The sequence below is a fragment of the Streptomyces sp. NPDC088762 genome (assembly GCF_044750905.1).
In the GTDB taxonomy this organism is placed as follows: Bacteria; Actinomycetota; Actinomycetes; order Streptomycetales; family Streptomycetaceae; genus Streptomyces.
Map to the genome: position 1 here is coordinate 129,831 of NZ_JBIVKT010000005.1, position 19,420 is coordinate 149,250.

The 19,420-nt window shown below is 71.1% G+C and carries 15 protein-coding genes; 11 read left to right on the forward strand and 4 right to left on the reverse strand.

Annotation, left to right across the window (positions count from 1 at the left end):
- Nucleotides 1-20: 20 nt before the first annotated feature.
- The gene (locus ACIP5M_RS14865; protein WP_401196618.1) at nucleotides 21-2,084 is read right to left on the reverse strand and encodes a discoidin domain-containing protein; all 2,064 of its coding nucleotides are present in this window, start codon (nucleotides 2,082-2,084) and stop codon (nucleotides 21-23) included.
- Between the two features lie 224 nt (nucleotides 2,085-2,308).
- Between ACIP5M_RS14865 and ACIP5M_RS14870 the strand changes: the two genes are divergently transcribed.
- The 7 genes from ACIP5M_RS14870 to ACIP5M_RS14900 all read left to right on the forward strand — a co-directional run bounded on the left by ACIP5M_RS14870 (nucleotide 2,309) and on the right by ACIP5M_RS14900 (nucleotide 9,772).
- Nucleotides 2,309-3,532 carry an MFS transporter gene (locus tag ACIP5M_RS14870; RefSeq protein ID WP_401196621.1) on the forward strand — a complete coding sequence of 408 codons (1,224 nt, stop codon included), beginning with the start codon at nucleotides 2,309-2,311 and terminating at the stop codon, nucleotides 3,530-3,532.
- A gap of 97 nt (nucleotides 3,533-3,629) precedes the next feature.
- Nucleotides 3,630-3,878, forward strand: coding sequence for a hypothetical protein (locus ACIP5M_RS14875; RefSeq protein ID WP_401196624.1), 249 nt, complete (start codon nucleotides 3,630-3,632; stop codon nucleotides 3,876-3,878).
- A 37-nt stretch (nucleotides 3,879-3,915) separates the two neighbouring features.
- Complete coding sequence (locus ACIP5M_RS14880; protein WP_401196626.1) at nucleotides 3,916-5,304, forward strand: NADP-dependent succinic semialdehyde dehydrogenase; 1,389 nt, start codon at nucleotides 3,916-3,918, stop codon at nucleotides 5,302-5,304.
- A gap of 152 nt (nucleotides 5,305-5,456) precedes the next feature.
- Nucleotides 5,457-6,440, forward strand: coding sequence for a hydroxyacid dehydrogenase (locus ACIP5M_RS14885; RefSeq protein ID WP_401197203.1), 984 nt, complete (start codon nucleotides 5,457-5,459; stop codon nucleotides 6,438-6,440).
- Nucleotides 6,441-6,559: 119 nt separating this feature from the next.
- A complete protein-coding gene (locus ACIP5M_RS14890) occupies nucleotides 6,560-7,867 on the forward strand; it encodes an ABC transporter substrate-binding protein (RefSeq protein WP_401196628.1) in 1,308 nt (435 codons plus the stop codon).
- A gap of 97 nt (nucleotides 7,868-7,964) precedes the next feature.
- Entirely contained in the window at nucleotides 7,965-8,891 is a 927-nt protein-coding gene (locus tag ACIP5M_RS14895) for a carbohydrate ABC transporter permease (protein ID WP_401196630.1), read from the forward strand.
- Nucleotides 8,888-9,772: a carbohydrate ABC transporter permease gene (locus ACIP5M_RS14900; protein ID WP_401196633.1), complete on the forward strand. Its 885-nt coding sequence runs from the start codon at nucleotides 8,888-8,890 to the stop codon at nucleotides 9,770-9,772. Before ACIP5M_RS14895 ends, ACIP5M_RS14900 begins: the two co-directional genes overlap by 4 nt.
- A gap of 2 nt (nucleotides 9,773-9,774) precedes the next feature.
- Here the strand turns inward: ACIP5M_RS14900 and ACIP5M_RS14905 are convergent, their stop codons facing one another.
- On the reverse strand, nucleotides 9,775-12,162 hold the full coding sequence (locus ACIP5M_RS14905) for a polysaccharide lyase 8 family protein (protein WP_401196635.1): 2,388 nt from the start codon (nucleotides 12,160-12,162) through the stop codon (nucleotides 9,775-9,777).
- A gap of 265 nt (nucleotides 12,163-12,427) precedes the next feature.
- Here ACIP5M_RS14905 and ctaD point away from each other — a divergent pair, with 265 nt between their 5' ends.
- Both ctaD and ACIP5M_RS14915 read left to right on the forward strand, forming a co-directional pair.
- Complete coding sequence (ctaD, locus tag ACIP5M_RS14910; protein ID WP_401196638.1) at nucleotides 12,428-14,095, forward strand: cytochrome c oxidase subunit I; 1,668 nt, start codon at nucleotides 12,428-12,430, stop codon at nucleotides 14,093-14,095.
- Nucleotides 14,092-14,481 carry a cytochrome c oxidase subunit 4 gene (locus tag ACIP5M_RS14915; protein ID WP_401196641.1) on the forward strand — a complete coding sequence of 130 codons (390 nt, stop codon included), beginning with the start codon at nucleotides 14,092-14,094 and terminating at the stop codon, nucleotides 14,479-14,481. The genes ctaD and ACIP5M_RS14915 overlap by 4 nt, the downstream gene beginning before the upstream one ends.
- A gap of 16 nt (nucleotides 14,482-14,497) precedes the next feature.
- Here ACIP5M_RS14915 and ACIP5M_RS14920 read toward each other — a convergent pair whose 3' ends face one another.
- Both ACIP5M_RS14920 and ACIP5M_RS14925 read right to left on the reverse strand, forming a co-directional pair.
- On the reverse strand, nucleotides 14,498-16,048 hold the full coding sequence (locus ACIP5M_RS14920; protein ID WP_401197206.1) for a cytochrome bc complex cytochrome b subunit: 1,551 nt from the start codon (nucleotides 16,046-16,048) through the stop codon (nucleotides 14,498-14,500).
- A 263-nt stretch (nucleotides 16,049-16,311) separates the two neighbouring features.
- Nucleotides 16,312-17,406, reverse strand: a complete 1,095-nt coding sequence (locus ACIP5M_RS14925; RefSeq protein WP_401196644.1) for a hypothetical protein — start codon at nucleotides 17,404-17,406, stop codon at nucleotides 16,312-16,314.
- A gap of 116 nt (nucleotides 17,407-17,522) precedes the next feature.
- Between ACIP5M_RS14925 and ACIP5M_RS14930 the strand changes: the two genes are divergently transcribed.
- Both ACIP5M_RS14930 and ACIP5M_RS14935 read left to right on the forward strand, forming a co-directional pair.
- The gene (locus ACIP5M_RS14930) at nucleotides 17,523-17,723 is read left to right on the forward strand and encodes a DUF5988 family protein (RefSeq protein WP_401196646.1); all 201 of its coding nucleotides are present in this window, start codon (nucleotides 17,523-17,525) and stop codon (nucleotides 17,721-17,723) included.
- Between the two features lie 131 nt (nucleotides 17,724-17,854).
- Nucleotides 17,855-19,300 (forward strand): glyceraldehyde-3-phosphate dehydrogenase, encoded by a 1,446-nt coding sequence (locus tag ACIP5M_RS14935; protein WP_401196649.1) that lies wholly within the window; start codon nucleotides 17,855-17,857, stop codon nucleotides 19,298-19,300.
- Nucleotides 19,301-19,420: the final 120 nt, after the last annotated feature.

Sequence of the window (19,420 nt, forward strand, 5' to 3'; positions counted from 1 at the left end):
CCGCCCCCCTGCCGTCCGGCTCAGCTGCTGTAGACGCCGACCTCGTGGAGGGAGTAGCCCCACTCCGTTGCCCGCTGGACGCCGTGGACGCGGACGTAGCGGGCCGGCACCCCCGCGAACCGGACCGTGTCCAGGCCGCCGTCACCGGCGGTCGTGGACCAGACGTTCTGCCAGGTGCTGCCGTCGGTGGAGACCTCGATGCGGTACGCCTTCCCGTACGCGCGCTCCCAGTCGAGGGTCACGCGCCCCACCAGGTTCGCGGAACCGAGGTCGACCCGCAGCCACTGGTCGTCGCTCCACTCGCTGGCCCAGCGGCTGCCCGAGTCACCGTCGACGGCGCGCCCGGGGGAGAAGTCGACGAACGGGTTCCACCACTGGCTGGTGGAGGCGGAAGCCGCCGAGCCCGTCGCGAGGTTGACGCCGGCCTTGTGCTTCTCGGAGGCGCCCCAGGTGGTCAGGTAGGACTCGGCACCCTTGAACAGGTCGTCCACGACGCCCTGACCGCCGACGATCCGGATGTCCTCGATCCAGTCCGGGACCAGGCCGTAGTGCGCCGCGCCGTCGGTGTTGAGGTCCCACGTGCGCGAGCCGGTGGTCTGCTTGTCGATGACGGAGCCGCCGTCGGTGCTGCGGAAGGGATAGCGCACCGGGTTCGGGGTGTCCGCGCCGCGCGGCCCGGGCCAGCCGCCCACGCCGTTCATGTCGGTGCCGTAGCCGTAGCCGACGTTGTACTTGTCGCGCAGCGCGTCCGTGCGCTTGGCCTCGGCGCTGAACCCCTCGGCGCCGCTCATGTAGCTGGCGACGAAGCCGCCGAGCTTGTAGACGCGCTCGGTCCAGTCGAGGTCCATCCAGCTGTGCGAGGAGATCACGCCCGGGTACGACTCGGACTCCAGGATGTCGAAGGCCCGGCCGGCGGCCTTGACGCCCATGTGGTCGATCTCGAGCATCATCTTGCGTTTCATCAGCCCGCGCACGGCGTACTCGCCGAGCTCGGTGAGACCCCGGGAGTTGCACCGCGCGTCCGCCGCGTACGACGGGACCGACACACCCGGCGGCAGCTCCTTCTGCGCGGCGGGCGCCGCCGCGAGCCCGATGGGGTTGTCGTGCTGCGGGCCCGTGCACTGCTCCGTCTTCCAGAAGGTGCCGGTCGACAGGAACTGGCCCACGTTGATGGCGGTGCCGAGCGCGCCCTCGTCGAAACGGACCCCGCACAGGGCGTTGTCGAACTTGTGGCACAGGAACATGCTGCGCACACCGAGCCGGTGCAGCTCGTCCAGGCCCCGGTCGATGTCCGCCTTGCTGCACTGGCCGACGTCCAGGATCTGCTTGCAGCCGAAGGGTTCGGAGGTCTCGACGCCCAGGATGACCGCCAGCTTGCCCTGCTTGATCACGTCGCGGGCCTGCGCGGAGTCGGTGACGATGCGGAACCAGCCCTTTCCGGGGCCGCCGTACATCTTGTCGATGAACGCCTGCATGTCGTAGGTCTTCTGCGCCTCCAGGCGGATGGCGGTCATCTCGTCGCAGCCGCGGTCCTTGAAGAAGTAGACCGAGCAGATGACCCCGTTGGTGACGAGGTCGTTGACGAGGACGCGCTGGCCGCCGCGCCAGGCCCGCTCCACCCAGGCGTAGTAGTTCTGCTGGTGCGTGAGCGAGTCGTGGGCGGGCCAGTCCTTGAAGGTCGGCCAGCCGTTGGGGTCGTGCTTGCCGTCACCGCCCTTGGTGATGAAGTCGAAGACCGCGAGCGTGCCGTCGGGGTAGTGCTCGGGGCAGTCCTTGAGCGCGTCTGCGACCCCCAGGTCGGAGAACGGCTTGCCGCAGATGAGCCGGCCGCCGAAGCCCTCGTTGGACATGATGTGGTCGTGGGCGTCGACGAAGCCCCGGACCCGCCCCTGGGCGTCGGTCCCCTTGAAGGGCTCGCCGGTGACGTTGATCTCGGAGTCGGGCGCGGGGCGCGCGACGGGGTTCCACCAGCCGGCGTCGGAGGCGGAGGAGCTGGGCGCGGGGCCGAGCACCATGGCCACCACGGCGAGGAGCAACGACAGGACCGCGTAGGGCTTTCGCCTGCGGTGGGGGGGTCGGGTCATGGTCATCACTCACGTCTTCGGCTGGATTGTCATGGACCGCACAAGCTCTGGAACGAGCATGGCTACCGCCGGTAACACAGTCAAGAGTCCGGTCAGGAGTCCGGGACGGTTGACCTGATGTCCCGTCACGAAGGCTCGTCGTGCAGGGATTCGGCGCAGGGTCGATGTCTCGCGATGTGAAACAAGTCGTCTCACATTTCGGAGAGCTGCTTAAGGTGGGAAACATGAACGACGAGCGGATCGCGCGCAGTTGGCTGATGCTGGCCCTGGGCACCGGCGGCCAGACCGCCGCCACCACGGCGCTCTACGGGACGCCCTTCCTGGTCCCCGCCTTCCAGCAGGAGCTCGGGCTCTCGCTCGCCGCCGCCGGTGTCCTCGTCTCCTGTCCGATCGCCGGGATCCTGCTCGGCCTGATCGGCTGGGGAGCGGTCGCCGACCGGTACGGGGAGAAAAAGGCCCTGGCCGCCGGACTGCTGGCCGCCGCAGGGGCGATGGCGGGTGCGGCAGCCGTGCACGGGGTGGGGGCGACCGGCGTCCTGCTCGTCCTGACCGGAGCCGCCGGATCCTCCGGCCACTCGGCCTCCGGGCGCCTGGTCATCGGCTGGTTCCCGCCCGACCGGCGCGGCATCGCGATGGGCGTCCGGCAGGCCTCACAGCCGCTCGGCACGGGGATGGCCGCCGCCGCCCTGCCGCCGCTCGCCCACCACGCCGGGCTGTCCGCGGCGTTCGGCCTGTGCGCCGTGCTGTGCGGGGCCGCGGGGCTGGCGGTCGCCCTGTTCGCCGTCGACCCGCCGCGCCCCGACCGGCCGGCAGGCGTACGGAGTCCCGCCCCGTACCGCGGCGGATACCTGTGGAGGCTGCACGGCGCGGCCGCGGTGCTGTGCGTGCCGCAGTTCGTGGTGACCGGATTCTCCCTGCTCTTCCTCACCGGGGCGCGCGGCTGGTCGCCCGCCGCCGCCGGCGGGGTACTGGCCGCGGCCAACCTGGCCGGGGCGGGCGTACGGCTGCTGGCGGGCTGGTGGTCCGATCGCGTCGGCGGCCGGATCCGGCCCATGCGGCTGCTCGCGGCGGCGACGGCGGCGAACCTGGCCCTGCTCACTGCCGGAGCCGCCTGGGACTCGCCCGTCGGCACGGCGGCCCTGCTGCTCGCCGCGGGCCTGACGGTCAGCACCAACGGGCTGCACAACACGGCCGTCGCCGAGTACGCCGGCCCCCACTGGGCGGGCCGAGCCCTGGGGATGCACGGCATGGGGCAGCACGCCGCGGTGGTCCTCGTACCGCCGCTGGCCGGCGCGCTCATCGCCGGCCGGGGCTACACCCCGGCCTTCGCGCTGGCCGCGGTGTTCCCCGTACTGGCGGTGGCGCTCCTCCCCGCCGCCGACCGGGTCGCGCACTGGCCGGCGCCGCGCGCCCGGTCCGGCGCGCGACCGGCCGGGGTCGCCCGTTGATCCCGGTGCCGGCCCGGTCCGTCCGCATCCGGGCGTACGGCGCGCCGTACGGGCCGCCGATACGGCGTGTCCCACCGGAGCGGCCTACCGTCGAGGTATGAGTGGGATTCTCGTGGTGTACGAGGTGTCGCGTGACGACGAACGGTCGGTCCTGCGCGTGCACGCCGTCCCTGCCGCCCCGGGCACGACCTCGGTCCCCGGCCCCAGGACCTTCTGCGGCAAGGACACCTTCGCCATGGAAGCGTCCCCGGCCGAGCCGAACGCGGATCCAGGGGCCCCGTGGTACGCCCCGGAGCACGCGGACCGGATCTGCCCCGCCTGCGACGACGCGGTGGGCAACGGCTGAGCAGACCCCTGCAGCCCCTGCACAGGAAGGCCGAACCATGCCCATCGCCACCGTCAACCCGACGACCGGCCAGACGCTGCGCACCTTCGACGCGCTCGACGCGGCCGGCATCGAGCGGTGCCTGGCGGACGCCGCGCAGACGGCCGCCGAGTACCGGCGCACCACCTTCGCCGAGCGGCGCGAGCTCCTGATCCGCGCGGCCGGGCTCCTGGAGGAGGACGCGCAGGACATCGCGCGGACCATGACCACCGAGATGGGCAAACCGCTCGCGGCGGCCCGCGCCGAGGCCGCCAAGTGCGCGAAGACCATGCGCTGGTACGCCGACCGAGCGGAGTCCCTCCTCGCCGACGAGCAGCCCAGCGCCGCCGACGTGAGCGACTCCGGTGCCTCCTCCGTCCGCGTCTCCTACCGGCCGATCGGGGTGATCCTCGCCGTCATGCCGTGGAACTTCCCGCTGTGGCAGGTCGTCCGGTTCGCCGCGCCCGCCCTGATGGCCGGCAACGTGGGCCTGCTCAAGCACGCCTCCAACGTGCCCCAGACCGCCCTGTACCTCGGGGACCTCTTCCACCGGGCCGGCTTCCCCCGCGGCTGCTTCCAGACCCTGCTCATCGGTTCGGCGGCCGTGGAGGACGTCCTGCGCGACCCGAGGGTGGCCGCCGCGACCCTGACGGGCAGCGAGCCGGCCGGCCGCTCGGTCGCGTCCGTGGCCGGGGACGTGGTCAAGAAGACCGTGCTGGAGCTCGGCGGCAGCGATCCGTTCGTCGTGATGCCGTCGGCCGACATCGCCCAGGCCGCACGCACCGCGGTGACCGCCCGGGTGCAGAACAACGGACAGTCCTGCATCGCCGCCAAGCGCTTCATCGTGCACACCGACGTGCACGACGAGTTCGCGGAACGCTTCACGGCGGGCATGGAGGCGCTCACGGTGGGCGACCCGATGGAGGAGTCCACCGACGTGGGCCCGCTGGCCACCGAAGCGGGCCGCTCCGACCTGGAGGAGCTGGTCGACGACGCGGTGGAACACGGCGCGACGGTCCTGTGCGGCGGCCGGCGCCCGGCCGGGCACGAGAACGGCTGGTTCTACGAGCCGACGATCCTCACGGACGTCACCCCGGTCATGCGCATCGACCAGGAGGAGGCCTTCGGCCCCGTCGCCACGCTCTACCGGGTGGGCAGCCTGGACGAGGCCGTCGAGCGGGCCAACGCCACGCCCTTCGGCCTCAGTTCCAACGTCTGGACCCGTGATGACGCGGACATCGCCCGCTTCGCGGAGGACCTCCAGGCCGGCGGGGTCTTCGTCAACGGCATGACCGCCTCGCATCCGGCCCTCCCCTTCGGCGGCGTCAAGCGGTCCGGTTACGGCCGCGAACTGTCCGGCCACGGAATCCGGGAGTTCTGCAACATCACCACTGTCTGGCAGCGCTGAAGGTGCAGTTGCGCGATCGTATCGATCATATCGAGCTATATGAGTGTGAAGATCTTGACGATCGATTGACGGCTCCCTAGAGTCGGCGCGGCCTCACCCAGCCGCAAGGAGCACCCGACATGTCTGTGCGCCGCCCGCGAACCCTGCTCGCCATGGCCCCCGAGCTGCTGCCCCGCCTGCTGGACGACGCCGGCGCGCGCCGGCTCCACGAGGTGGCGGCTCTCGACCCGGAATGCGTGGCCGACGACTTCCGCAGACCCGGGGTGGCGGCGGCGCTCGCGGAGGCGGAGGTCCTGCTCACCTTCTGGGGCGCCCCCGCCGTCGACGCGCGGGCGCTCGCGGCGGCGCCCCGCCTCAAGGCCGTCGTGCACGCCGCCGGATCGGTCAAACACCTGGTCACGGACGCCTGCTGGGAGCGCGGCATCACCGTCTCCTCCGCCGCCCTGGCCAACTCCCTGCCCGTAGCCGAGTACACCGTTGCCATGGTGCTGCTCTCCAACAAGCGCGTGCTGGAGCTGCGCGAGGAGTACCGCAGCGTCCGAGGCCTACGGCACGACTGGCACCAGCGGTACGGTCACGCCGGCAACTACCGCCGGACCGTCGGCATCGTCGGCGCCTCCCGGATCGGCCGCCGCGTGATCGAACTGCTGCGCCCGTACGACCTCGAGCTCCTCGTGTACGACCCGTACCTGACCGGGCGGCAGGCCGAGCGGCTCGGCGCCCGCGGCGTGGGGCTCGACGAGCTCTGCCGGGCCTCCGACGTGGTCAGCCTGCACGCGCCGGCGCTGCCCGAGACGCGGGCGATGATCGACCGGCGGAGGCTGGCGCTGATGCGCGACGGCGTCACCCTGATCAATACGGCGCGCGGTGCGCTGGTCGACGGGCCGGCCCTCACCGAGGAGTTGGTCTCCGGCCGTCTGCGGGCGGTCATCGACGTGACCGAGCCGGAGGTCCTCCCGGCCGAATCCCCCCTGTACGACCTGCCGAATGTCCTGCTCACCCCGCACATCGCCGGGTCCCTGGGCAACGAACTCCACCGGATGGCGGACTCCGCCATCGAGGAGATCGCCCGCTACGCCGCGGGCCTGCCGTTCGCGCACGGCGTGCGCCGCGAGGACCTCGACAGGACCGCCTGAGAGCCTCGGTCGAGCGCCGAACTGATCGTATTGATCAATAGTTCACATGCATCTTGACGTTCAAGATGCATGGGGCGAATGATTCAACCCGTTCAGCCCACTCGCCACAGGAGCAGCTCATGAAGGCTCAGTCCTCGCGTGCCTACGGCGCATTGGCCACAGCGGTGTCCCTCGCCCTGCTGACCTCCGCCTGTGCCGGTTCCGGTTCCACCGACTCGTCCGCGGCCAAGGACGACGGCAAGCCCGTCACCCTCACGTACTGGACCTGGACCGGTGGCGCCGAAGCCGCGGCCGCCGAGTTCAACAGGACGCACACCGACATCCAGGTGCGCTTCTCCCCGATACCGGGCGGCGCCGAGGGCTACAGCAAGATCAGCAACGCGATCAAGGCGGGCGACGCGCCGGACGTGGCGACCATCGAGTACAACGTGGTCCCGGAGTTCGCGAGTCAGGGATTCCTGGAGGACCTGACCGCCTCCTCCGGTGAGCTGGTGAAGAAGAGTTTCCCCGCCGGCGTCCAGAACATGGTGACCTTCGGCGGCAAGACCTGGTCGGTCCCCTTCGACGCGACCCCGCAGGTGTTCTTCTACCGCAAGGACCTCTTCGAGAAGTACGGGGTGGCCGTCCCCACCACGTGGGACGAGTACCGCGCGGCCGCCGAGAAGGTCAAGGCCGCCGACCCCGCGGTGCGCATCGGCTCCTTCCCGACCGACGCCCCGCTGCAGGCGGCGCTGTCCTGGCAGGCCGGCGCCAAGTGGTTCGAGGTCAAGGGCGACGGCTGGAAGCCCGCGATCGACGACGCCCCCTCCCGGAAGGTCGCCGCCTTCTGGCAGGGGATGCTCAAGGACGACCTGGTCTTCAACCATGGCGCCGACACCCCGGAGGAGAGCAAGTCCAAGGCCGACGGGACGACCGCCGGGATCCTGGGCGCCCCCTGGAGAGCGGGCACGATGATCGCCACCATGCCCGACCAGAAGGGCAAGTGGGGCGTCGCCCCCATCCCGCACTGGGGCACCCCGGCCAGCGGCATGTACGGCGGCACGAGCTTCGCGGTGCCCAAGGGGAGCAAGCACACCAAGGCCGCCGCCGAGTTCATCAAGTGGGTCACCACCGACCCGGCCGCCATGACCGCCCGCATCGGCGCCCTGAAGAACCCGAGCAGCGCCCTTCCCGCGAACCCGGCCATGGCCGAAGTGGCGGCCAAGGCCTTCGACACCTCCTACTTCGGCGGCCAGGACCTCTACAAGCTGACGGGGGACCAGGTCCCCACCATCGTCCCCGGCTGGACCTGGGGCCCCGTCTGGGGCAAGGTCAACGCCGACTTCAAGGACGAGGCCGCCAGGAACGGCCTGGTGAGCGGTCTGGAGAAGGCCCAGGCATCGGCCCGCGCGGCGATCGGGAGCCGCGGTCTCACGCTCGCCGAGTGACCCGCCGGGGGCGACCGCCGAACACCTCGGCCGCCCCCGCCGCGACCCCGCGCACCGCCGCGCTCCCGCACCCGCCGCACTGCCAAGGAGCACTCCCGTGGCCTCACCGCCCACCGCCCCGGCGCCCGCCGGCGGCACGTTGCGCCGCAGACGACGCGCCGCCGCCGTCCTGTTCCTCTCCCCGTTCTTCGTCCTGTTCGCCGTCGTGACGGTGGCGCCGGTGGTCTACGCGGGCTGGATGAGCCTGTACCGGGAACGGTCCTCGGGGCTCGGCTTCGGGGGCGTCGAGCGCACCTTCACGGGACTGTCCAACTACGCGGCCGTACTGGCCGATCCGGCGTTCCGCACCTCGTTCGTGCACGTGGCCGCGTACTGCCTGGTGTACATACCCGTGATGATCGGCGGGGCGCTGGCCGCGGCCCTGCTGGTCGACTCGGCCTACGCCCGGGCCAGGCGCTTCTTCCAGCTCGCCTTCTTCCTGCCGCACGCCGTGCCCGGCCTGATCGCCTCGATCACCTGGATCTACCTCTACACCCCCGGCCTCAGCCCGGTGATCGACTGGATCGACGCCGCGGGCGGCAGCTGGAACTTCTTCTCACCCGACCACGCCCTCTCCTCGGTGGTCAACATCGCCGTGTGGCAGTGGGTCGGCTACAACATGGTGATCTTCTTCGCCGCCCTCCAGTCCGTTCCCCGCGAGGTCGTCGAGGCGGCCACGGTGGACGGCGCCGGCGCATGGCGCATCGCCCTCGGCGTCAAGGTGCCGATCATCCGCTCCTCGGTGGTGATGACCGTCCTGTTCACCTGCGTCGGAGCCGTCCAGCTCTTCACCGAGCCCAAACTGCTCTCCGACCAGGCCCAGAGCCTCGGCAACGACTGGTCACCCACGATGTACATCGTCAGCAAGGCGTTCGTCGACCACGACTACGCGAGCGCGGCCGCCGCCTCGCTGCTGCTGGCCGTCGTGGCCGGGGCGCTGTCCTTCGTGGTGACCCGGATCGGCAAGAGGTGGCAGGAAGCATGAGCACGCCCCCCGCCTCCCGCCGCCCCGCGGGAAACCGCCGCGGCCGCGACGCCCGCGCCTCCAAGGCCGCCGTCAACACGGTGCTGGCCGTCCTGGCGCTCTACACGCTGATGCCGGTCAGCTGGCTCCTGATCGCCTCCACCAAGAACCGCCGCGACCTCTTCGGCACCGACGGCTTCGGCTTCGGAGACTTCAACCTCTTCTCCAACATCCACGCCGTTCTCACCCACGACGACGGCATCTACGGCCGCTGGCTGCTCAACACCCTCCTCTACGCCGTCGTCGGCTCGGCCCTGTCCTCCCTCATCTCCGTGGCGGCGGGCTACGCCTTCGACAAGTACGGCTTCGCGGGCAAGGAGAAGCTCTTCGGCGTCGTCCTGGCGGGGGTGCTGGTCCCCGGCGCGGTCCTGACCCTCCCGATGTACCTGCTGGCCTCCAAGGCGGGGATCACCAACACCTACTGGGCGCTGCTGATCCCCTCGCTGGTCAATCCCTTCGGCGTCTACCTCGCCCGGGTCTTCTCCGAGGGCTACGTGCCGTACGAGGTGATCGAGGCGGCCCGGGTGGACGGCGCGGGCGAGCTGCGGACCTTCCGCTCCATCGTGCTGCCGATGCTCGCGCCGGGATTCACGACGCTGTTCCTGTTCTCCTTCACCGCGAGCTGGAACAACTTCTACGGCGCACTGGTCATGCTGAACGACAAGAACCTGTACCCCGTCAACCTCGGCCTCTACATGTGGAACGTCTCGATCACCGAGAGCCCCGAGATGTACGCGCTGGCCATCACCGGCTCGCTCATCGCCGTGGTTCCGCTGGTGATCGCCTTCCTCGCCCTCCAGCGCTTCTGGCGCTCGGGTCTGACCGCCGGCGCCGTCAAATAGCCTCAGGCCAGGGTGACCTCGATGCGCTGGGTGGCGCCGGCCAGGCCGGTCAGGTCCCCGAAGGTGAGGGTGAGGGCCGGTCCGGTGGTGGCCGAGACCACGGTGGCGGGCTTCGACAGCACGGAGGCCACGGGCCGCTGCCACGTGACCGTGAGGCCGGTCTGCATCCGCATCGGATCGGAGACGCAGAGGGTGGCCGTGCCGTCGCCGTGCTCCCGTACGAGGACGCAGGCGGGCTTGTCGGCGGTCAGGCCCCCGGCGCTCCCCGCGAACCAGAAGTTGACGGCGGTGACGCCCAGTGAGGGAACCACGATGCCCTGCCGGTCGTTGCCATTGGCGAGGACGGTCATCCAGCCGGTGTCGGCCGCGCGCGCGGCGGTCGCGGCCGGACCGGCGCCCGGCATGAGGACGTAGGAGCAGGCCGCGCCGGAGGGGTCGACGCCGTGGTCGAACCAGAGGGTCAGGTAGCGGCGGGTGATCGGATCCGCGGTGCCTCCGGTGTTGACGTCGCGCCAGGAACCGGTCCGGGCCTCCCGCAGCGCCTTGACGGTGGCCCCGCCGGGGAAGACGTAGCCGCCGTGGCCCGCTATCTGCGCCCACCGGGCCCCGGTGAAGGTGGCGGACCAGCCCGGCGAGGTGGGCTGCGCGGCGCCGTTCACGGTCAGGGCCTGCCCGCCGCTCGCGCCGAGGTTGCGGTTCTCGACCACCGTCTCGACGGCGGCGCCGTCGGTGGCGCGGACCGCTCCCGCCAGGCAGACGACCGAGTCGGCCAGGCAGAACCAGGACTTCTTGGCGTACAGCGTGCCGGCCAGCCCCCGCAGGAACTGGCCCAGGGCCGCGTACTCCCCGTCCGTGGCACCGCCGACCCAGCTCACGTCCGGCCTCGGCAGCCCCCAGGCGCCGCCCTCGGCGTCGGCGAGCACCTTGTGGGACACCGTGGTGCCGGGCAGCCGGTAGGGGTCGACGGTCGCCCAGAAGGCGTCGGTGTACTGCCCGTTGCCGTACGTGTCCCCCCACCACTGGAGCATGCCGGCCCCGGCGTGCCAGCCGCGCAGGTTCTCCCCGTTGCCCGTCTCGTAGAAGCCCATCCGCCGGGAGGCCATGCTGATCGAGGCCGCCCAGCCGGGGCGGCGGTGGACGGCCCGGTCCATGCTCGGGAAGAGCCGGTGGGAGGTCGGCTCGGGGAGGGCGCTGACGGTGTCGTCGTCCTGCACCGCCTTGAGCCGGGCCAGCGCCGCGACGCTCAGGTCCGTGTCGGTCAGGACCGGGCTGTAGTAGTCCCGCTGCATCCAGCCCTTGACCAGACCGCGCCAGCGCCGGTTCTCCGTACCGCTCGCGGCCGTGCCGAGCTGGGCGATGGAGGCCATGACGACGTGGCCGCGGCCGTGGTCGCCTCCCTGGAATCCGTGGGAGTCGGTCCGCGGGTTGCCGCGGTTGGTGGAGCGGCCCGAGACGGCGTCCATCATCAGACCGTTGAAGAGGAACGGCGCGAAGGAGGCCTCCACCGAGTCGAGGACGATCTGCCGGGCGGGATCGGTGACCGCCCAGGCCGAGCCGTTGAGCAGAGCGAGCAGACCGGCCAGTCCGCCGAGGAGCACCGCGCCGTACGAGCCCGTGTAGGCGAGGTAGGTGTGCTGGACGAAGGACCCGTCGGCGTAGAAGCCGTCTCCGCTGGTGACGAACGGGAAGACGGGGGAGAGGGCGTCGCGGGCCAGTGCGATCTTGGCCGCGTTCCCGCCGAGGACACCGCGCAGGGCCAGCGAGCGGCACAGGTCCACCCGGTTGGCGCCCGTACTGGTGCCGGTGTAGCGGGAGACGGAGGAGTCCGGGACGAACGCGTCCACGGCGGCGAGGTGGTTGGCGAGCTGCGCGGCGGACAGCCGGTCGTGGAGGACGGTGGTGATGTCCAACAGGAGCTGGGGAGAGCCGATCTGGAAGTCCCACCAGTTGCCGAACTGGCTCTTCGCCGGGTTGTAGGCCTGCTGGTGGAGGTGGTCGAGACCGGTCTTGATCTCGGCGAGCAGCGCGGCGTCGCCGGTCAGACCCGTGCCGGGCTGGGCGTAGGCCTGGGTCATGGTGGCCAGCCGGGAGTAGCTGCCGGTGATCGAGGCGGAGAGGTTCAGGGGCAGATCCGGCCAGAGGGAGCCGCTCACGGGCGCCATGGCCGTGCGGTGCTCGGCCGCTTGACCGCCCGTCAGTGCCAGCTTCGCCCGGAAGGGCGCTGCCGCCGGGTCGAACCCGCTGCCCAGCACCATCTCGCGCCACTTGAGACGCAGGGCCTCGTACGCGTCACCCGCGGCGGAGGCGGAACCCGCGGACGGGGCTCCGGCCGGCAGGGCGGCGCAGGCGGAGAGGCGCAGGAACGAACGGCGGGACCATGAGCCGGACATGGAGCCTCCAGAGCCGGGGCGTGGGAGGAGGAAGCCGCGCTGAACGTTTCTAACACGCGCTCGAAATGACGCTCAAGAGGTGCGTAAAGATCGATACGCTCGAACGATCGGACCGGAAGGGAGCCCCCGTACGCGGCGGCCCGCCGGGACCGGCCGGACGGCGTGGCAGGAGGCCGTTCGGGTGGCACCGGGATCCGATGCCGAGGCGCGACGGCCGCGGCCCCGCGCGGCCCCGTAGTTTCGCTGCGGAACTCTTGGAGGCCCCATGGTGTCCGTCGACAAGACCGACGAAGCATCGAGTGCGGCGGTCCGCGACGCCGCCACCGACCGGCGCGTCGCGTCCGGCTCCACCGTGCTGCGGATCCTGTCGACCACCGATCACAAAGTGATCGGCAACATGTACCTCGCCACCGCCTTCGCGTTCTTCCTCTTCGCGGGCGTACTGGCCCTGCTGATGCGCGCGGAGCTCGCCCGCCCCGGCCTCCAGATCTTCTCCAACGAGCAGTACAACCAGCTCTTCACGGTGCACGGCACGGTCATGATGCTGCTCTTCGCCACCCCGACCTTCACGGGCTTCGCCAACGCGGTGATGCCCCTGCAGATCGGCGCACCGGACGTGGCGTTCCCGCGCCTGAACGCCTTCACCTACTGGGTCTACCTGTTCGGCGGCCTGATCGTGGTCAGCGGTTTCCTGACGGCGAACGGGTCCGCGTCCTTCGGCTGGTTCGCCTACGCGCCGCTCAACGGCGCCGTCTTCACGCCCGGGGTCGGCGCGGACCTGTGGGTGATGGGCCTGGCCGTCTCCGGGCTGAGCACCATCCTGGGCTCGGTCAACTTCATCACCACCATCATCTGCCTGCGCGCGCCCGGCATGACCCTCTTCAGGATGCCGATCTTCACCTGGAACGTGCTCTTCACCTCGATCCTGGCGCTGCTCGCCTTTCCCGTCCTGACCGCGGCGCTGCTCGGTCTGGAGGCGGACCGGAAGTTCGGGGCGCACGTCTTCGACGCGGCGAACGGCGGGACCCTGCTCTGGCAGCACCTGTTCTGGTTCTTCGGGCATCCGGAGGTCTACATCGTCGCGCTGCCGTTCTTCGGGATCGTCAGCGAGATCCTGCCGGTCTTCAGCCGCAAACCGATCTTCGGGTACGTGGCCCTGGTCGGGGCGACGATGGCCATCACCGGCCTGTCCGCCACCGTGTGGGCCCACCACATGTTCGCCACCGGCGCCGTCCTGCTGCCGTTTTTCTCGCTCCTGTCCTTCCTCATCGCCGTCCCGACCGGGGTGAAGTTCTTCAACTGGATCGGGACGATGTGGAACGGCTCCCTGTCCTTCGAGACGCCGATGCTGTGGTGCACCGGCTTCCTGGTGACCTTCCTGCTCGGCGGGCTGACGGGTGTTCTGATCGCCTCGCCGCCCATGGACTTCCACCTCACCGACAGCTACTTCATCGTGGCGCACCTGCACTACGTGCTCTTCGGCACCATCGTCTTCGCCACCTTCGCGGGCTTCTACTTCTGGTGGCCGAAGCTCACCGGCAAGCTCCTCGACGAACGCCTCGGAAAGATCCACTTCTGGACCCTGTTCACCGGTTTCCAGCTCACCTTCCTCGTCCACCACTGGCTCGGGGAGCAGGGCATGCCCCGCCGGTACGCCGACTACCTGGCCGCCGACGGCTTCACCCTCCTCAACACCCTGTCCAGCATCGGCGCCTTCCTCCTCGGCCTGTCCACGCTGCCGTTCCTGTACAACGTGGTGCGGACCGGCCGGCACGGGACGGTCGTCGGCGTCGACGACCCCTGGGGCTGGGGCCGTTCGCTGGAATGGGCCACGAGCTGCCCGCCCCCTCGGCACAATTTCGACGCCCTGCCGCGCATCCGGTCGGACTCGCCGGCCTTCGACCTGCACCACCCGGAGGTGAAGTCGCCGTGAGGACCGAGGCATGGCTGTTCAGCGGAACCGCCCTCCACTTCGCGGTCACCGGCGGCGTCTACCTGCGGTACTCGAACGATCCGGCCGGCATTGCCGCCCTCGCCGTGTCGTTCCTCATGTCGGCGCTCATCGCCGCCTTCCTGTGGCGGCAGTACCACCGCGGCGGCCGCCGCCCCGAGGACCGCAAGGGCGGGGAGGTGGTGGAGAGCGCGGACCGGCGGTTCTCCTTCCCGGCCCGCAGCTACGCTCCCGTGATCACGGCCGTCGGGACGGCACTGACCGGCCTGGGCGTGGTGCAGGGCCTGTGGCTCGCGCTCATCGGCGTCGGCGTACTCGCCCCGGGCATCTTCGGGTTCGTGTTGGGGTCCGCCGACGAGGCCGCCTGACGGCGGTCGGCGACGATCAGTCCTCCTCCTCCGTCCGCCGCGGAGCCGCCAGGATCTCGGCGACCCGCCTGCGCTGCGTCTGCGTCATCGGCGGCACCAGCTGGTCCCGGTAGTACCACCGGCTCAGCGCCACCCGTAGCCGCCCGGCCGCGCGCCGGACCCCGCGCGGCCGTTCGGCCGGCTCCGGACGGACGGGCTCCGTGACCGGGTGCACGAGCAGCACGTGCGCCCGTGCGCCGCTGAGCGGCCGGTGCGAGGGGAGGTACCCGCCCTCGACCGTCTGGCGCACCTCGTCGGTTTCCTCACCGTGCTCCAGCAGCTCGATGTCCCCGCGCTGAAGGGCCAGGCAGATGCGCCTGGTGAGCCAGAAGGCGCCGAGGGGCAGGACGACCAGCGCGCACCGCAGCGCCCAGGTGACGGCCTGGACACTGACCTCGGAGATGAAGGCGAGCAGGTCCTGCGCGCCCGCCAGGAGCAGCACCGCGTAGGCCGCGAGCACCGCCACCCCCAGGGCCGTGCGCACCGGCCGGTGCCGCGGCCGGTCGCACAGGTGGTGCTCCCCCTGGTCCGGGGTGATCCACCGCTCGAAGAAGGGGTACGCGTACAGACCGGTGAACAGCACCCCGGGCAGTACGACACCGGCCACGAGCGGGTTCCACGTCACGGTGTGGCCCCACAGCCGGGTCTCGACCCCGGGCATGAGCCGCAGCGCCCCCTCCAGGAAGCCGACGTACCAGTCGGGCTGCGAGCCCGTGGAGACCACGTCCGTCCGGTAGGGGCCGTACGCCCAGACAGGGTTGATCTGTGCCAGCGCCCCGAGTACCGCGAGCACGCCGGCCACCATGAAGAACAGGCCGGCGGATTTGGCCGCGTACTGCGGGAAGAACGGCTTCCCGACGGCGTTGCGGGCGGTCCTTCCGGGGCCGGGCCACTGGGTGTGCTTCAAGTGGACGACCAGCAGCAGGTGCAGCGTCACCAGTCCGAGCAGCAGGCCCGGCACGAGGAGGATGTGCACCGGGTACAGCCGGGAGACGATGTCCTCGCCCGGGTACTCGCCGCCGAAGACGAAGAAGCTCAGGTAGGTGCCGGCCACGGGCAGCGACAGCATGATCCCCTGCGCCGTGCGCAGCCCGGTCCCCGACAGCAGGTCGTCGGGCAGCGAGTAGCCGGCGAAGCCCTCGACCAGGGCGAGGAGGAACATCGTCAGCCCGATCGTCCAGTTGACCTCGCGGGGACGGCGGAAGGCCCCGGTGAAGAAGATCCGGAGCAGGTGCACCCCGATGGCCGCCACGAACACCAGCGCCGCCCAGTGGTGCATCTGGCGCAGCAGCAGACCGCCCCGGACGTCGAAGCTGATCCGCAGCGTGCTGGCGTAGGCCTCGGAGACCGAGAGCCCGCGCAGCGGGCCGTACGAGCCCTGGTAGGGCACGTCGCCCATCGACGGCTCGAAGAAGAAGGCCAGGTAGGTGCCCGTCAGCAGGAGCACGATGAGGCTGTAGAGCGCGATCTCGCCGAGCAGGAAGGACCAGTGGTCCGGGAACGCCTTCCTGACGCCGCCCCGCGCCATCTCCGCGAGCGGCAGCCGGGCATCGAGTGCGAGGCCCGCGTGGCGCACCCGGTCCGCCGCACGTGCTGTCTCCTTTGCCGGTGGCACCCTCTCCACGCCTTCCCGCCGCGGGTCGCCGACTCCCGCGGGCGGCGCGCCCACGAGCATCCGGCCTGTGCTGACCGAGCATGCCGCGCGCGGTGCCCGCTGCCGGGGAGGCGCGCAGCGGGGGAACGGCAGCCCCACCGGGGTGGAGCCGCGCCTGCGGGGCGCGCCCGCCGGCCTCACTCGGGGAGCATGTAGCGCAGCAGGACCGCGACGCCGTCCTCCACGGGCAGCACGTCCTCGGGCACGGCGATCAGCTCGGCCTGGGTGCCGGCCGCCGCCCGGACGAGGGCGGCCCCGGGGGCGGGTTCCTCCCAGAAGTAGTTCAGGCCGAAGGCGCTCAGGTCCTCGCCGGAGAGGGCCAGCTGGGTGGGCGCGGCGCCGACCCACAGGTGGCGGTCGATCCGCACCGGACGGTTGAGGATCAAGGTCCGGGCCTGCCCGCGCTGGAAGGCGGCGACCGTGGCAGCGAGCCCCTCGACGTACTCGGGGTGCCGGGCGCGCTGTCCGAGATAGGCGTCCAGCTGGTGCCGGTCGTGGTCGGAGAGCCTGCCCTCGAACAGGAGCCCGAGTTCCTCCTCCAGCAGGGCCCGGCCGGGCTCCGGCCGCCGGTAGTGCCCGTCCTTGAGCTTGACGAAGTGGCCGAGCAGCTTCTTCGGGGCCGACCGCACGAGGCCGTTCACGGACCACGGATCACCGGCCAGCACGACCAGCTCGAGACCGCCGGCGCCCACGGCCGCCACCAGCTCGGCCAGGAGCTGATCGGCCTCCTTGGGCCACCCGTCCACCGGGATCCGGCGGTGGACGTGTGTGCCCGGCGCGACCCGGCTCATCGGCCACCTGCCGGTCTCGAGGTCGAGCCGGAGCTCCTCCTCGGCGGCCTCGGCGAGGTGCACCCGGCGGATGGCGACGGCCGCGTACGGGATGTCCGGGCTGTGCTGGAGGGCGAGCCCCAGGGTGTCGGGCAGCATCCCGTACCGGGCGCTGTCGCGGTCGGGCGGCTCGGGCAGCCGCTCCGCCAGGAGGAGGCTCCCGTGGGCGGCGAAGATCGCCTGGCCGTGCCGCCCGGCCACCTCGTCATCGGTGCCGACCGCGGCCTCGACCGCTCCGACGGTGGCCTCGTCGGCTTCGTGCGCGAGCAGGCTCCGGCGCAGCTTGCGCCAGCGCAGGTCGAGAGCCCGGTCGGGATCCTCCTGGTCCCGGGAGGTGTCGAGGCAGACCGAGGCGACGGGGCCGGGGTGGGCGTAGAGCGGGCCCAGGAACTGCAGCTTCACGGTGTCCTCCCGGGGCGGGGCCGGGACGTCTCACTGGCCCCCTGCCCGCTCCCGGCCGGCCGAACCACGGCCCCCTCCGACGTGCGGGGCGTGGGGCGGGCAGGAACACTGAGGGCATGGCGAACAAGGCAGCGCTGGTGGGCGGCCCCGATGATCTGCCCGAGCGGATCGTCCCGGCGGCCGCTCCGGGAGAAGACCTGAAGATCCCCCACCGCGGCGGGTACGAGCACTTCAAGGCCACGCCCCGCCGTCAGGAAGGCCCTGAGGGGCCGCTTCCGGTCTACGAGTGGTGGGAACGCACGGAGATCGCCGAATAGCCCCCGACGGCGTTCGGAGCACCGTGATCCCGGGCCCCCGCGGGCGCTCGCGGGTGCATCCGGCCCCCCTTGATGGGCCGGAAAAGAGGCGGGTTAGCATATGAGCACCGCCTAGCTCGAAAGATAAACCTGTGACTGTCAACGAGGACTCGTTCACCAGCTGGAAAAACCGCGAGGAGATCGCGGAGTCGATGATCCCCATCATCGGGAAGCTGCACCGGGAGCGGGACGTCACGGTCCTGCTCCACAGCCGCTCCCTGGTGAACAAGTCGGTGGTCAGCCTCCTCAAGACCCACCGATTCGCTCGGCAGATCGACGGCGAGGAGCTCTCGGTCACTGAGACGCTGCCGTTCCTGCAGGCGCTCACCACGCTCGATCTCGGCCCGTCCCAGATCGACATCGGCATGCTCGCCGCGACGTACAAGACCGACGACCGCGGCCTGTCGGTCGAGGAGTTCACCGCCGGGGCCGTCGCCGGCGCCACCGGGGCCAACAAGATCGAGCGCGGTGACGGGCGCGACGTCGTCCTCTACGGCTTCGGCCGCATCGGCCGCCTCGTCGCCCGCCTGCTCATCGAGAAGGCCGGCTCCGGCAACGGCCTGCGGCTGCGCGCCATCGTCGTGCGCGGCGGCGGTGAGCAGGACCTGGTCAAGCGCGCCTCGCTGCTGCGCCGCGACTCCATCCACGGCCAGTTCCAGGGCACCATCACCGTCGACGAGGCGAACAGCACGATCGTCGCCAACGGCAACGCGATCCGGGTGATCTACGCCAACGACCCCTCCGAGGTCGACTACACGGCGTACGGCATCAAGGACGCCATCCTCATCGACAACACGGGCAAGTGGCGCGACCGCGAGGGCCTGTCGAAGCACCTGCGCCCCGGCATCGACAAGGTCGTCCTGACCGCGCCCGGCAAGGGCGACGTCCCGAACATCGTGCACGGCGTCAACCACGACACCATCAAGCCGGACGAGCGGATCCTGTCCTGCGCGTCCTGCACCACCAACGCGATCGTCCCGCCGCTGAAGGCGATGGCGGACGAGTACGGCGTGCTGCGCGGCCACGTGGAGACCGTCCACTCGTTCACCAACGACCAGAACCTGCTGGACAACTACCACAAGGCCGACCGCCGCGGCCGTTCCGCGCCGCTCAACATGGTGATCACCGAGACCGGTGCCGCCTCCGCGGTCGCCAAGGCGCTGCCCGAACTCAAGGCGCCCATCACCGGCAGCTCGATCCGCGTCCCCGTCCCGGACGTCTCGATCGCCATCCTGAGCCTGCGCCTGGGCCGCGAGACCACCCGCGAGGAGGTCCTCGACTACCTCCGCAACGTCTCGCTGCACTCGCCGCTGAAGCGCCAGATCGACTTCACGACCGCCCCCGACGCCGTCTCCATGGACTTCGTCGGGTCGCGCCACTCCTCGATCGTCGACGCCGGCGCCACCAAGGTCGACGGCGACAACGCGATCCTCTACCTCTGGTACGACAACGAGTTCGGCTACTCGTGCCAGGTCATCCGCGTCGTCCAGCACGTCTCCGGCGTGGAGTACCCGACGTACCCGGTACCGGCGGTCTGATCCCCGCAGCTGACGGACCGACCGACCCGCACGGCGCCGCGCCCCGCCCCTGACCACCGGGGCGGGGCGCGGCGCGTTCGCGGTCAGCCGGCGCCCGGGTGCGGGGTGAGCCAGTCCTTG